Annotated in this window: 14 protein-coding genes and 1 pseudogene; 4 read left to right on the top strand and 11 right to left on the bottom strand. The window is 72.1% G+C overall.

From position 1 onward, the window contains the following. Window positions 1–42: 42 nt before the first annotated feature. The gene (locus tag AC0HI0_RS10995) at window positions 43–219 is read right to left on the bottom strand and encodes a hypothetical protein (RefSeq protein ID WP_480932202.1); all 177 of its coding nucleotides are present in this window, start codon (window positions 217–219) and stop codon (window positions 43–45) included. Window positions 220–389: 170 nt separating this feature from the next. Continuing rightward, window positions 390–833, bottom strand: a complete 444-nt coding sequence (locus tag AC0HI0_RS10990) for a VOC family protein (protein WP_480932201.1) — start codon at window positions 831–833, stop codon at window positions 390–392. A gap of 118 nt (window positions 834–951) precedes the next feature. On the opposite strand from AC0HI0_RS10990, the gene AC0HI0_RS10985 reads away from it, so the two are divergent. Next, the gene (locus AC0HI0_RS10985; RefSeq protein WP_480932200.1) at window positions 952–1,677 is read left to right on the top strand and encodes a phosphotransferase family protein; all 726 of its coding nucleotides are present in this window, start codon (window positions 952–954) and stop codon (window positions 1,675–1,677) included. A 43-nt stretch (window positions 1,678–1,720) separates the two neighbouring features. Here AC0HI0_RS10985 and AC0HI0_RS10980 read toward each other — a convergent pair whose 3' ends face one another. The 9 genes and pseudogenes from AC0HI0_RS10980 to AC0HI0_RS10940 form a co-directional block, all read right to left on the bottom strand. Beyond that, window positions 1,721–2,440 carry a hypothetical protein gene (locus AC0HI0_RS10980; RefSeq protein ID WP_480932199.1) on the bottom strand — a complete coding sequence of 240 codons (720 nt, stop codon included), beginning with the start codon at window positions 2,438–2,440 and terminating at the stop codon, window positions 1,721–1,723. Window positions 2,441–2,667: 227 nt separating this feature from the next. Further along, window positions 2,668–3,312, bottom strand: coding sequence for a response regulator (locus AC0HI0_RS10975; RefSeq protein WP_480932198.1), 645 nt, complete (start codon window positions 3,310–3,312; stop codon window positions 2,668–2,670). Continuing rightward, entirely contained in the window at window positions 3,300–4,406 is a 1,107-nt protein-coding gene (locus tag AC0HI0_RS10970; RefSeq protein ID WP_480932197.1) for a sensor histidine kinase, read from the bottom strand. The genes AC0HI0_RS10975 and AC0HI0_RS10970 overlap by 13 nt, the downstream gene beginning before the upstream one ends. Then, entirely contained in the window at window positions 4,394–4,960 is a 567-nt protein-coding gene (locus AC0HI0_RS10965; RefSeq protein ID WP_480932196.1) for a hypothetical protein, read from the bottom strand. The genes AC0HI0_RS10970 and AC0HI0_RS10965 overlap by 13 nt, the downstream gene beginning before the upstream one ends. Then, window positions 4,957–5,973 (bottom strand): hypothetical protein, encoded by a 1,017-nt coding sequence (locus AC0HI0_RS10960; protein ID WP_480932195.1) that lies wholly within the window; start codon window positions 5,971–5,973, stop codon window positions 4,957–4,959. The genes AC0HI0_RS10965 and AC0HI0_RS10960 overlap by 4 nt, the downstream gene beginning before the upstream one ends. 11 nt (window positions 5,974–5,984) lie before the next feature. Beyond that, on the bottom strand, window positions 5,985–6,347 hold the full coding sequence (locus AC0HI0_RS10955) for a hypothetical protein (protein WP_480932194.1): 363 nt from the start codon (window positions 6,345–6,347) through the stop codon (window positions 5,985–5,987). Beyond that, window positions 6,344–7,570 (bottom strand): hypothetical protein, encoded by a 1,227-nt coding sequence (locus tag AC0HI0_RS10950; protein ID WP_480932193.1) that lies wholly within the window; start codon window positions 7,568–7,570, stop codon window positions 6,344–6,346. The genes AC0HI0_RS10955 and AC0HI0_RS10950 overlap by 4 nt, the downstream gene beginning before the upstream one ends. A gap of 628 nt (window positions 7,571–8,198) precedes the next feature. Beyond that, window positions 8,199–8,324: a hypothetical protein gene (locus tag AC0HI0_RS10945; protein WP_480932192.1), complete on the bottom strand. Its 126-nt coding sequence runs from the start codon at window positions 8,322–8,324 to the stop codon at window positions 8,199–8,201. Between the two features lie 154 nt (window positions 8,325–8,478). Next, window positions 8,479–9,494: pseudogene (locus AC0HI0_RS10940) on the bottom strand (IS5 family transposase). Between the two features lie 281 nt (window positions 9,495–9,775). On the opposite strand from AC0HI0_RS10940, the gene AC0HI0_RS10935 reads away from it, so the two are divergent. The 3 genes from AC0HI0_RS10935 to AC0HI0_RS10925 all read left to right on the top strand — a co-directional run bounded on the left by AC0HI0_RS10935 (window position 9,776) and on the right by AC0HI0_RS10925 (window position 13,084). Then, complete coding sequence (locus AC0HI0_RS10935; protein WP_480932191.1) at window positions 9,776–10,177, top strand: nuclear transport factor 2 family protein; 402 nt, start codon at window positions 9,776–9,778, stop codon at window positions 10,175–10,177. Between the two features lie 183 nt (window positions 10,178–10,360). Then, window positions 10,361–11,791, top strand: coding sequence for an FAD-dependent monooxygenase (locus AC0HI0_RS10930; RefSeq protein ID WP_480932190.1), 1,431 nt, complete (start codon window positions 10,361–10,363; stop codon window positions 11,789–11,791). 60 nt (window positions 11,792–11,851) lie between these two features. Further along, window positions 11,852–13,084, top strand: a complete 1,233-nt coding sequence (locus AC0HI0_RS10925) for an SGNH/GDSL hydrolase family protein (RefSeq protein ID WP_480932189.1) — start codon at window positions 11,852–11,854, stop codon at window positions 13,082–13,084. The last annotated feature ends 2 nt before the right edge of the window (window positions 13,085–13,086 follow it).

The raw sequence follows: 13,086 nt of genomic DNA, 5'->3' as shown, positions 1-13,086 counted from the left end.
TGTGGACGAGGGCTTCGCGCCGACCGCCCCGGCCGTGACCGCTCAAGCGGGGAGGGCGTCTCCGGGGAAGCCGTGGCACGGGTGGACCTCGCAGGTCATCATCCCGGCTCGCACGCACGGGTCCCCGGCCATGATCGCCTCGGCTTCCCCGGCCGGCACGGTCATGATCGCGACGCCGGCCACGGCGTCGGAGGCGACCGGGCACAGGATCGCGATCACCCCCCTCGGCGCGCAGCGCCACCATGCGTCGTCGGTGTTCGAGTTCGATCGCGTCCGCACCGGGCGCGTGCCGCTCCGGCCCCCAGCGCAGCAGCGCCAGGCTGTAGGGCTTCGCGGTCGCGGCCAGCGCCCGGACCTGCTCGTCGGTCACGGTCGTGCTCATGTGTCCCCTACTTCCCGATGCGCTCGGCCAGCGAGACGATGATTCCTTCAGGCCCTCGGACGTAGGCCATCCGCCACGCGCCCTCGAACTCGCCGATGCCGCCCACCAGGCCGTAGCCGTCCGCGGCGGCGCGGTCGACGGCGGCTTGCAGGTCGTGCACCTCGAAGGCGACGTTGCGCAGTCCCAGTTCGTTGGCGGGCGCGGCGGGCGAACCCGGCAGGTGGTCGGGCCGCGTGAAACCGGACAGCTCCAGCGTCGTGCCGCCGCCCGGAACGCGCAGCATGACGATCTCGGTGCGGGCACCGGTCATGCCGATCACGGTGTCCAGGAACTCACCTTCCACGGCCATCTTCCGGTCGGCTTCCAGACCGAGGCCGACGAAGAACGCCGTCACGGCGTCGAGGTCGGCCACGGTGATGCCGACGTGGTCGAAGCGCCTTATGAAGGTCAACGGGTGCCTTTCGCGGGTTCCTCAGGAGCTGTGGAGGAAGGTAGCACCATTAAGTTCCTTAAGGGAACCCTCTTGGTGGTTCGGTGGCGTCGGTGGCCGTGCCGCGACAATGGCCGGTGTGCAGCAGGTGGAGGTCGTCGTCGCCCACCACGAACGCGCGACCCTGCGCGTCGGCGACGTGTTCCTGAAGATCGACGCCGATCAGGCGCGCACCGACGTCGAGGTCGAGGCGATGGCCAGGGCACCGGTCCCGACTCCGGAAGTCCTGTGGCGCAAGCCGCCCGTGCTCGCGCTCGCCGCCCTCCCCGGCACGGCGCTCGGCCGGCTCGGCGAGCCGGCCACCTCGTCGGCGGCGTGGGTTGCGGCCGGCGCGGTCGTGCGGGCGTTGCACGACGCGCCGCTGCCGCCGTGGTCCGGTCGCGGCGTCGACGAGATCTCGTCGCGGCTCGGCGGCGAGTGCGAGTGGCTCCTGGCCAACGGCGTGCTCCCCGGCGACGTGATCACCCGCAACCGGCGGGTCGCCGAGGCCGCGATCCGGCCGTGGACGCCGGTGTTCACGCACGGCGACCTCCAGGTCACGCACGTGTTCGTGGCGGGTGACGAGGTCACCGGCGTGATCGACTGGTCCGAGGCGGCCCCGGGCGATGCCCTGTACGACCTGGCGACCTTGACGCTCGGGCACCGGGAGCGCCTCGGCGACGTCGTCGCGGGCTACGGCACGGACGTCGACCTCGACGTGATCCGCGCGTGGTGGTCGTTGCGGAGCCTGCTGGCGGTCCGCTGGCTGGTCGAGCACGGATTCGACCCGTGGCCCGAGGTCTCCGCGCTGACCGCCCGCCCCTGAGGCCGCCGACGCCGCCGCGACCCATGATCGCGGCGGTGGACGTTCAGCCTTCGAGGGGGCGCTTCAGCTCGGACACCCGGTCCGCCCCGTAGAGCGTGGCGAGCATCTGGTCCACGAACTGGTCCTCCGTGAGCCCCTGCTGACTTGCGGCGTACTTGAACGCCTCATCACCGAGTTGCAGCAACGGTTCGGGGTTGAACTTCCACAGCCCGAACTCCTTGGCGAACTCGAACGCCAACCCGCTCGCCTTCCCGTCGGCGGACGCGACCTGCGCCGTCGCCGAATCCCCCGCCACCGTGACCGAGTCCAGCACGACGCGGTCGAGCGCGCCCTCGCTGACCAACCCCCGGTCCACCGCCGCGGCGACGACGTCCGCCGACGTCATGGGCCGCAACTCGGCCGCGTCGAACTCCGCGCGCAGGGTGTAGACCACGAACCTCCACGTGGTGCCGATCCGGGAGGTCTGCTCCTCCGGCGAGGTGAGGGCCAGTTCCTTCAGTTCCAGGTACGTGCTGAGCATGTTGTCCGACATGGTCCGCACCGCGGCCTTGCCGTCCTTGGCCCGGACGGCTGCCTTGTAGTCGTCGAAGACCTTCCGCACGGCCTGTTCCTCCGCCGCCGCGTCCACCGACGACGTGGTCGTGGCGGTCGCCGACGACGCGGCGGTCGAGGACGCGGGTGCGCCCGTGGTCGTGCCGGCACCGCACGCGCCGAGCAGGAGCGCGGCGACCAGAGCCGGAACGGTCCGAATTGTTCTGTTCACCGGCGCAGCGTACGTGGTGCCCCGGCGCGGATCGGGCGGTTTTCGGTGGCGGTCGGGGCGGTGCGGGAGCGGGAGCCCAACCGGGCGAGACCGTCAGATCCGTTGCCCGTCGGCGACGTTCTCCCCCGCCGTACCCGGTGCCCGACGCCACCACGCGGGTGCGGTTCTTCGTCCCCGGTGACCACCCCGGCCGGCACCACGCCGACCACCTCCCACAGCACGGGCCATCAGATCTGGCCGCGCAGGCGGGACCACGCCAGGACGACGTGCACCCGGTCCGGTGCGCCGAGCTTGCCCAGCACGTTGGAGACGTGGACCTTCACCGTGTAGCGGCTGATGCTCAGCCGGCGGGCGATCTCGTCGTTGGGCAGGCCCTGCGCGAGCAGTTCGCAGACCTCGCGCTCGCGGCGGGACAGGCCCTGCACGGCCGCCAGGAGCCGCTGGTCCTCGTTGGTGGGCATGGTGGGGCGGAACGCGGCGATCATGCGCGCGGTCGCCTCCGGTGCCAGCACGGCCTGACCGGAGGCGACGATGCGGATCGCGTCGCGCAGGCGTTCGCTCGGGGCGTCCTTGAGCAGGAAGCCGCCGGCTCCGGCCTGGAGCGCGGCGTAGACGTAGCTGTCGAGGTCGTAGGTGGTCAGGATCAGCACGCGGGTGCGGCCGGCGATCCGCCGGGTGGCCTCGATGCCGTCCAGCACGGGCATCCGGATGTCCATCAGCACGACGTCCGGCGCGTGCCGGTCGACGGCGGTCACCGCCTCCGCGCCGTTCGCCGCGACGCCGACCACGGACAGGTCCGGCGCCGCGTCGATGATCTTGGCCAGGGCCTCGCGCAGCAGCTGTTCGTCGTCGCAGACCACTACCCGGAGCAAGCCGAGGTCCTCACCGGCAGCACGGCCCGCACCTCGAACCCGCCGTCCGGGACCGGGCCCGCGGTCAGCGTGCCGCCGACGAGCGAGACCCGTTCCCGCATCCCGATCAACCCCATGCCCGTCCCCGGGTTCGGTGCCACGACCGGCCTTTCACTGGTCACGACCACGGACAGGTGGTCGGCGGTGAACGACAGCGCCACCGTGGCCGCGACGGGCCCGGCGTGCTTCACCACGTTGGTCAGGGATTCCTGCACGACGCGGTAGGCGGCGTGCTCGATGCTGGCGTCCAGCCGCCCGGCGGTCCCGGACCGGACGAGCCGGACTTGCGGACCGGGCACCGAGTCGACCAGGGCGTCGACCCGGTCCAGGCCGGGCGGCACGACCAGCGGGTCGTGCTCGGCGGTGGCGTCGGCGCGCAGCACGCCGAGCAGCCGGCGCAGCTCGGCCAGCGAGTCGCGGCCGGTCTGCGCCACGCGGGCCAACGTCTTGCGCGCCTCGTCGGGCGAGGCGGACTCGGCGGCCGTCGCGTCGAGGACCATGGCGGTCACCGAGTGGTTCAGGATGTCGTGCAGTTCCCGGGCCAGCAGCGCGCGTTCCCGTTCCGCCGCGCGCTGCCCCACCTCGGCGCGTTCGGCCTCCAGCTCGACGATCCGCGACCGCTGCCGCGCACCGAGCCACCCGCTCGTCCAGAACCCCACGAACATCAGCGCCACCGACACGATCCCGGCCACCGCGAACACCGGCGGCGCACCGCCGGTGATGCTCAGCACCAAGCCCGTCGCCAGCAACGACAGCCCGATCACCAGGCCGATCCGCTGCTGCCGGGGCCGGCCCCAGGTGCCCAGCGCCGCAGCCGCCGCGAGGAAGCCCACGAACAGCTCCGCGTCGATGGAGACCAGCACGGTCTCCAGGGCCATGACCACCAGCAGGACTGTCAACGGGAAGCGGCGGCTCCAGGCGAGCGCGAAGGTCTGGGCGGCGGCCACCAGCAACACCGGCCAGACGTGCGCCGCCGCGCCCGAACTGTCCAGGATGGACAGCCAGGCGACGGTGATCGGCAACCACGTGGGCAGCCCGTCGCTCAGTCGCTCCACGCGAGCGCGGTCCGCCCGCGGACCCGGGACCAGGTGCGCACCAGGACCACCAGCGCCACGGCCCACGGTGCCATGCCCACCGCCCAGCTCAGCGCCGGCGGCGGTCCGGGGGCCGGGCCCACCGCGAGCGGGAGCGTGCCGGTCGTCTCCCCCTGCGGTCCGCGCACCACGAACTCGAAGCGCCACAGGCCCTCCTCCGGTAGTGCCGTGACGTCCAGGCCCCACACGTCGCGCGCCTTCGGGTGCCGGGGCAGCCGCATGTCCACCTCGCTGCCCAGGCCCACGACGCCCAGCGTCCTCGGTTCCCCGGACGGGGCGAGCGCACGCAACGTGCCGGTGCGGCCCCCGATCCCCCCTTGCGGCTCGAACGTGAAGTCTAGCGACCGCTCGGCTTTCAGGGGCCAGTCCGAGAAGGAGGCGGTCAGCGAAGTGCCGTCGCCGAGCGGAACCCGTTCGCTGTGCACGATCTCCAGCGGCTCGGCCTGCGCGGACGCCACGGCCGGCGCGACCAGCAGCACCAGGCCCACGACCCCGATCACCAGTGGGATCCTCATGCCGCCACCGCCTCGCGCGCGCCCAGGCGGCGCATCAGGGCCGCGCACCGCCACCCGAACACGCCCGCCAGCGCGCCGGACGCGGTGAGGACCACCAGGGTCGGCACGGGGCTCGACGGGGAGTTGTCGGTGACGATCTGGAACACCGAGGCCGCCAGCCCGGCGAACCCGCCCAGCACCGCCATCGTGGCGGTCGGCGACAGCCCACGGCGTCGTGCCGACCGCGCCACCGCCCCGACGACCAGCGCCACCAGCGGGAAGGTGAGCGGCAGCGCCAAGGCGACCACCGGGACCCCGAGCGCGTTGTCCCGGATCGGCTGGCCGATCCCGTCGGCGTACACGCCGGTCGCGAACACCGGGAACGCGGCCGTCGCCGCCAGCACCGCGGCGAACGCCCCGCCGAGGGCGAACACCCACCGGACGTCCCGGACGACCCCGGTGACGGCGGCCAACGTCCAGGCCACCGTCGCGGCTCCCCCGATCGCGCCCAACCCGACCCCGAACACGAACCCGTCGAGCATCAACGCGCCCGCGCCGACGCTGAACGCGGCCGCGAACACCAGCCCCCACCGCCCGGAGGTGGTGGACCGCAGCGCGGCGAACGCCATCACCACCGCGACGGACTGCACGTACATGGCCATCTGGAGGCTCAGGTGCGACGGCGTGGTCTCCAGGATGTCGAACCCGTAGACGGTGTGCCACCACAGGTCCGCCGCCCCGTAGACCAGGTGCCCGGCCGCTCCCAGCCCGCCGACCAGGAACGCGACCGGGGCCCGCAGCCCCGCCACCCGCACCGCGGGCCCCGCCGCGTCGCGCTGCCCGGTGAGCACGACCACCAGGCAGGTCAGCCCGACCAGCGACGAGCCGAAGTAGAACATCAGGTGCGGCGCGGTGAAGAACGTGTCCGGGCCGACGTCGAGGTGCCACTGCCCGTCCCACGCGACACCCAGCCACAGCGAGCAGAACCCGACCAGCAGCAGCCACGCGCCGACCACTTGTCGTTTCGGTAACATCCGACACTCCCTCATCCCACGACGACTTCGAAGGTGACGGTCTCCCCGTCGACCTGTACGGACAGCTCCCAGAGGCCGCTCATCGAGAACAGCTCGCCGGACGCCCGGTAGCGACCCGGCCCCTCCCGCACGGCGGGGACCGGGGGCGTCACGTGCCCCATCTGCGGCATGGTCGCGAACACCGACACCGCCGTCGTGCTCTCCGGGACCTCGATCCCGGCGCTGACGCCGCCCGTGCCGGCCCGGTCCAGCCGCACCGTGACGCCCGAACGGCTGAGGGCGACCGGTCCGGCCCCCGGTGCCGACCTGATGACCAGCACCACCGCGACGACGGCCACGGCCACGGCGAGCACCCACACCACCGGTCGTTTCACGGCACGACCTCGATCACGTGGGCGACGGTGACGATGCGGAAGTCCTCGGCGTACTGGATCCACGCGAAGTAGCGGCCGGGCCGGGGAAAGGCGAGCGTGAAGCGCAAGCTCGGGCCGTGGGCGGCGACCGTGCCGTCCGAGGTCGACATCGCGCCCTGCTCGTGGACGTGCCCGAGGCGGTCGCCGTCGGCCTCGCGGGTGATCAGGTGGCCCGCCATGCCCAGCCACGGTTGCAGCGCCGTGGATCCGGTGTCGAGTTCGACGGTCACGGGCCGGCCGACCGGGAACGTCCGCGTGACCGCGCGCGCCGGTTCGGGCGGTGCGGGGCCGTCGACGTCGAAGGCACCGGACACCAGCTGCCCGCCCGCGTCGGTCCGCTCGAACTCGACGTAGGCCCGGTACCGGCCCGCCCGGTCGGTGTCCAGCCGGGTCTCCAGCCGGCCCCGGCCGGTCCTGCGCGGGTGGACGTGCCGGAAGTACCCGCCGTCCTGGCTGGTGACCACCAGGTGCGCGAGCGCCGAGTGGTGCACCGCCAGGTCGTCGGCGGGCAGGCCGGTCGAGCCGTCCACCAGGTCGAACCGGACGGTGAACTGCTCTCCCACCACCGGCCGGTCCGGCACGACGCTCACGTACGCCTGCACGTACGGCCGTCCCGGATCCCGCTTCCGGTCGACGAGTTCCGGGGACGCCACCGCGACCGTGGCCGCGACGACCAGCGCCACGACACCACCGGCTCCGAGTGCCGTTCCCGCAGCGCGGCGACCCCGGGCACCCGCGATGATCGCCGCCGCGAACAGGAGTCCGGTCGCGCCGAAACCGCCGTACACCACCAGTTCCCAGGTCGCCGGCTGCGGAACCCGCACCGTGAACGGCAGCACCGATGACTCGCCGGACGCCGTGAGGCGCAGCTCGTGCGTGCCCTCGTCGCGGACTCGGAGGACGGCCGGGTAGGTGCCGGCCCGGTCTCGTTGCAGGCGCACGGTTGTGGTGCTGTCGGCCACGGCGAGGTCGATCGCGAGGTCGCGGACCGGTTGGTAGGCGATGAGGTCGACGTGCAACGGACCCGGCACCTCCGGCGTGCGCCGCAGCACCACCGTCAGCTCGACGCCGGCGATGGTCTGTGCCACCTGGAGATCGGCGTTCGCGTTGACCACGTGCGCCGACGCGGGTCTCACGCCGAGCAACAACAGTGCCGACACAGCCAGCACCAGACGGATGAACACGTTGACGAGACTAGGAACCCGCGTCCTGCGATCGCATACGGCTGCGGTACCGACTCCACTAGTTCCCGGGAACTAGTGCTCCAGCCGCACTTCGTGATGGAGAACCGGTCTTCGCTGGTAGTGGGATTGTTCGGCGCGGTGTTGGTGGCGACGCCCGACCTCGCCGAGGGTGAGCGGGACGAGGCCGCTGCCAGGGCTTGTGGGGTGGCGGCGGCGAGGTGGGTGTGGGCGAGCATCGCGAGGGTGACGTGGCGGCACCAGGCGTCGTGTCGGCGGACCTTGCAGTGGTCCAGGCCGACCTCGGTCTTGACGGTCCGGAAGCAGTCCTCGACCGGCCACCCGGGTCAGGCCGTCGTCGGTGGTTCCCGTTGGCGCGCAACACAAGTAGTAGGCCGACTCGTGCTCACCACGATGGTTGGCCACGAGGGAACGGCGGATCAGCAACCATCGCAGCCAACCTGCCGGTGTGGTGTCGGCGTGGACGGGTGACCAGGCCACCGCCCAGTCGAACAGGCGATGTCCCTTGGCACCCTCGCCGCAGATGCGGCGTTTCCACGCGGCTTGCGGGGCGTCGGCGGTCAGGTGGTCGGCGCGGGTGGCACCCGAGGTGGCGGGAATGGTCTGACCGCTAGGCCCGGAATTTCGAGTCACCGCCGTAGCCCTCATCCGAGGTCACCCACCAGGCCGGCACACCGGCGTCCAGCGCCCGGCCCGGCATCGCCCGGGCCAGGGCGGGCTTGGGCGCGAACTCCACGCGTCGGGCACCGCCGCCTCCCGACACCGTTCCCGGTCGGCGATCCAGGACTCGGGCAGGTACAACCCCCGGTCGATCGACATCCGGCCTTTGCCAGTGGCGTAGCTTGATCACGAAGTGCGGCTGGAGTACTAGGAACTGTTCGGGGTTTGGATCATGTGGTTGGGGTCAGGGTCCTCAGCCGCATGATCGCTCCTCGTAGGTGCAGTCCGGCTTCGTAGCTTTGTGGTGTCTTGTCGTAGCGGGTGGCCAGGCCGCGCCATGTCTTGATCTTCTGGAAGCAGCGTTCGACGGTGTTGCGCCGCTTGTAGCGCTCGGGGTCGAAGGCCACGGGCCGCCCTCCGGCGGAGCCCTTGTTCTTGCGGTTGGCCTGTTGGTCGGTCTTCTCCGGGATCACCGCGGTGATCCGGCGGCGGCGCAGGTAGGCCCGGTTGGCCTTGGAGGAGTACGCCTTGTCCGCGGCCACCGCGTCCGGACGGGTGCGGGGCCTACCGGTCGGGCCGGGAACCCGGACCCGGTCCAGCACGACCTCGAACCGTGGGCTGTCCGCTGCCTGGCCCGGGGTGAGCACGAACGCCAACGGCAACCCGGCGGCGTCGACCGCGGCGTGGATCTTGCTGCTCAGCCCGCCCCGGGACCGGCCGAGCCCGGCCGCCGCAGCCCGTGCCTTCCGACGGCGCCGAAGGGCGGCACGGTCCCGATCGGCAGGCGTGTCCGCCTCGGCCGGCGCGGACCGCGGCGCATCACCCGCAGCACGCTCTGTTGTGTGGGCAACGGAGCCCCTTTTTCCTCGGTCAACGCCTGTTCCAGCGCGTCGAGGGTCTCCCCTGCGATCGCGAGACCGGCGGATTCGTGATGCGCCCGCACGATCGTGGAGTCCACACTGACCAGTTCCAACCCGACCTGCCCTCGGGAGGCGGCCTCGGCGATCAGCGCGTCCATCAACGTCTGGAACACCCCCGCCCTGGACCAGGCGTTGAACCGGGAGTAGACGGTGGACCAGGGCCCGTACCGTTCCGGGACGTCACGCCAACCAGACCCGGTGCGAAACCGCCACAGGATCCCGTTGAACTGATCCCGCACCCGCCGCGGCAACGGCCCGGTCGCAGCCACCGGCACATGCGGCTCGATCAGCGCCCACTCGGCATCGTTCAGGTCAAAACGCGCCACACCCGTGTTCTACCAGCCCTACCAGCACACCACCGAGCCCAACCTAGATCCGAACCTCAAACAGCTCCTAGTGTCCCGAAGTGAGAGCCACTCGTTGATCGCCGCGACTGCGACGGCCACGAGATCTCCGGCAATCACGATCGTCTCGCTTCGGGCCGAGCCGGATTTCCCGCGCTCACCGGCCTTCACGTGGTACGAACGTCGTTGACGAACGCGTGACGAGGCCGGTTCACCTACCCGCTCTTCGCCGACCAGAACCGGACGAATGAACAGGAGCGGGTATGACCGACGATGTGGCCGGCCAGGTGATCAGGGCCGAGCAGGATCGGATCCGATGTCTCCTCGACGTGGATCGCGACGCCTACGACCGCTTGCACGCCGCGGAGTACCGGTTGTGCAACCCGACCGGCACCGTGTGGACGAAGGCCGAGTACCTGGACCACCTCGCCACCGGGCGGGTCGCCTACCGGGAACTGCGGCTGACCGGCGACGTGGACGCCATCGTCGGCACCGACGTCGTCGTCCTCCGCTACCGGTGCGCTATCGAACTCACCGTCGACGGCGTGGACATCCCGAGGCACGACGCCTGGCACACCGACGTCTACACCAACACCGACGGCACGTGGCGCTGTGCCTGGTCGCAAGCCACCGGCATCCTGGACCTCCCGCCGGCCGCACCCTGACCCGGCCACGGGGAAGGCGCGGACCCGCCGGATTTCGAGCCGCCCCGCACGTGGCAGCCCGCCGTCCGCCGGCATGCCGGCAGGGACGCGCCGGCGGCGTGTGCGGGCCATGCCAGTGGGCCGCCGCAGTCTGCTGTCGAGGACGGAGCCGACAGGCCCCGTCCAGGACGGAAGGACAGCGGCATGAGCGATCCAGTGGTGCACGACGTGGTCGTCGTCGGTGCCGGCCCGGTCGGGCTCTTCCTGGCCGTCGAACTCCGGACGGCGGGGGTGGTGCCGCTCGTCCTGGACCGGCTCGCGCGGCCCGACCTCGGGATCAAGGCCGCCGGGATCGGCGCGGTGGGGGTCGAGGCGCTGGAGCGACGCGGGTTCGCGCGGGCGCTCGACGCGGAACAGGTGACGATGCCCGCGACGGAGGCGGCACGTGCCGGATCCGGGCCGGTGAGGACGCCGGGCGGCCACTTCTCCGCGTTGTTCGTGATCGATCAGGACCTCCAGCGCGACCCGGAGCGCCGCCACCGCATGGTGCCGCAGGAAGCGCTCGAACGGATCCTGGCCGCGCGGGCGGGCGAGTTGGGGATCGAGGTCCGGCGCGGCGTCGCGGCGGAGGGCTTCGAGCAGGACGACGACGGCGTGACCGTGCGGACCACCGCGGGTCCGCTGCGCGCGGCGTACCTGGTCGGCTGCGACGGCGGCCGCAGCGGGGTCCGCAAGCTCGCCGGTTTCGAGTTCCCCGGCACGGATCCGACCATCACCGGCTACCAGGCCCGGGTCGAGTTCGATGCGCCCGAGAAGCTCGCGAAGGGGTGGCGGCGAACGCCGCGCGGCCTCATCACGTCGATCCCGGGACGCGTCTTCACCGCCGAGTTCGACGGCCCGCCGCCACCTCGGGACGCGCCGGTCACGCGGGCCGAGGTGGAGGCGTCGATCCAGCGCGTGAGCGGCACCGACGTGCGGGTCCGGTCGATGGTGGAGGCGACGCGCTGGTCCGACAACGCGCGGCAGGCGACGACGTACCGGAGGGGCCGCGTCCTGCTCGCCGGCGACGCCGCGCACGTCCACTCGCCCTTCGGCGGCCAGGGCTTGAACCTCGGCCTGGTGGATGCCGCGAACCTCGGGTGGAAGCTCGCCACGGCGGTGCGGGGACGTGATCACCTCCTCGACTCCTACACCGCCGAGCGCCATCCGGTCGGGGCGCGGGTCCTGGAGAACACGCGCGCGCAAGTCGCGTTGGTGCGGCCCGATCCGCTCACGACCGCGCTGCGCTCCATCGTGAGCGAGCTGATCACGCTGCCCGAAGGCAACCGGCACGTCGGCGAGATGCTCTCGGGTGTGGCCATCCGCTACGACCTCGGTGACGACGACCCGTGCGTCGGCACGCTCGTGAAGGACCGGCTCCTCACGCTCGCCGACGGTGGCCAGGAGCGGCTCTACGCGCTGGCGGAGAAGGGCGGCGGGTTGTTCGTCTCGCCTTCGGAACGGTCGCTCCCGCAGGGCGTGCACCACGCGCACGTCAAGGAGGGGCCCGCGATGCTCCTCCGACCGGACGGCTGCGTCGCGTGGACGGAGGCGTCGTCCGAGTCGTTGGACGGCGTGCTCGCGCGCTGGTTCTGAACGAGGACTCCGATCCGCGACATGACGACGAGACCCTTTGCACCCCGGAGGTCGGCATCCGTGAACGAACTCGACGACACCACGACGAGCCCTGAGAACCACGAGACCTGGATCGCCACGTGGGGCACGGCGCAGCAACTGGCACGGCCCGCCGAGTCCGGTGGCGGGCCGCGGATGCCGGACCTGCCGGACGAATCGCCTGGTGCGCCGACGAAGGTGGGCGCGCAGACCGTGCGCATGGTGGCACGGGTGACCGTGGGCGGCACGGCCGTGCGCGTCGCGCTGTCGAACTCCTTCGGTCACGCGCCGGTGCGCATCGATGCGGCGTGGATCGCGCGGCACCAGCGCGGAGCGGCGATCCTGCCGGGCAGCGGGCGTGAACTGACCTTCGGCGGGCGCGCCGCGGTGGTGTTGCCGACGGGCGCGCACATCTACAGCGATCCCGTCGACTACGACGTGCCGGCGCGGTCGGACCTGGTCGTCTCGCTGCACGTCCCCGACGAGGACGTTGTTCCCACGGCGCACGAGGTCGGGCTGCGCACAGCGTGGCTCGCGCCCGGCGACCAGACCGCCGCGCGGGACCTGGGCGGTGCCACCGCGTTCCACTCGTACCTGTGGCTCACCGGTGTCGACGTGCGGGCACCGGTGACGGCCGCGACCATCGTGGCCTTCGGCGATTCCATCGTCGACGGGATGGAGACCACGCCCGACGCGGACGCGTCGTGGCCGTCGTCGCTGGCGCGCAGGCTGGCCGCGCGGGAGGACATGCCACCGCGCGCGGTGATCAACATGGGCATCTCGGGCAACCGCGTCCTGCGCGAGACCGAGGGCATGGGCGCCGGCGCGCTGGCGCGGTTCGACCGTGACGTGCTGGCCCGGCCCGGCGTGCGCTGGGTGGTGTTGTCCGAGGGGCTCAACGACATCTTCTTCGGCTCCATGCCCGGCGCACCGCCCGGCGAGCGGGCGACGGCGGAGGACGTCGTCGTCGGCTACCGGATGTTCATCGCCCGCGCGCACCAGCACGGCCTGCGGGTCATCGGCACCACGTTGCCGCCGATCGGCGGCACGTTCCTGTTCACCGAGGAACTGGGGCGCACCCACCGGGAGCTGAACCGCTGGATCCTCGGCAGCGGCGAGTTCGACGCGGTGGTCGACCTGGAGGCGGCCACCCGCGACCCGGAGCGACCGCTGAGGATGCGCGCCGAGTTCGTGTCCGACGACGGCGTCCACCCGAACGACGCGGGCCAGCGGGCCATCGCCGACGCCTTCGACCTGGAGCTGTTCCGGGAGTAGCG

Source organism: Saccharothrix sp. NBAS 001 (assembly GCF_056640475.1).
The sequence above is the reverse complement of the archived record's forward strand: the minus strand, read 5'-3'. Positions and strand labels throughout refer to the sequence as shown.

Excerpts from the sequence above, each read along its gene's own strand:
- AC0HI0_RS10965 (WP_480932196.1), bottom strand. The coding sequence starts at position 4,960 with ATGAGGATCCCACTGGTGATCGGGGTCGTGGGCCTGGTGCTGCTGGTC.
- AC0HI0_RS10960 (WP_480932195.1), bottom strand. The coding sequence starts at position 5,973 with ATGTTACCGAAACGACAAGTGGTCGGCGCGTGGCTGCTGCTGGTCGGG.
- AC0HI0_RS10935 (WP_480932191.1), top strand. The coding sequence starts at position 9,776 with ATGACCGACGATGTGGCCGGCCAGGTGATCAGGGCCGAGCAGGATCGG.
- AC0HI0_RS10930 (WP_480932190.1), top strand. The coding sequence starts at position 10,361 with ATGAGCGATCCAGTGGTGCACGACGTGGTCGTCGTCGGTGCCGGCCCG.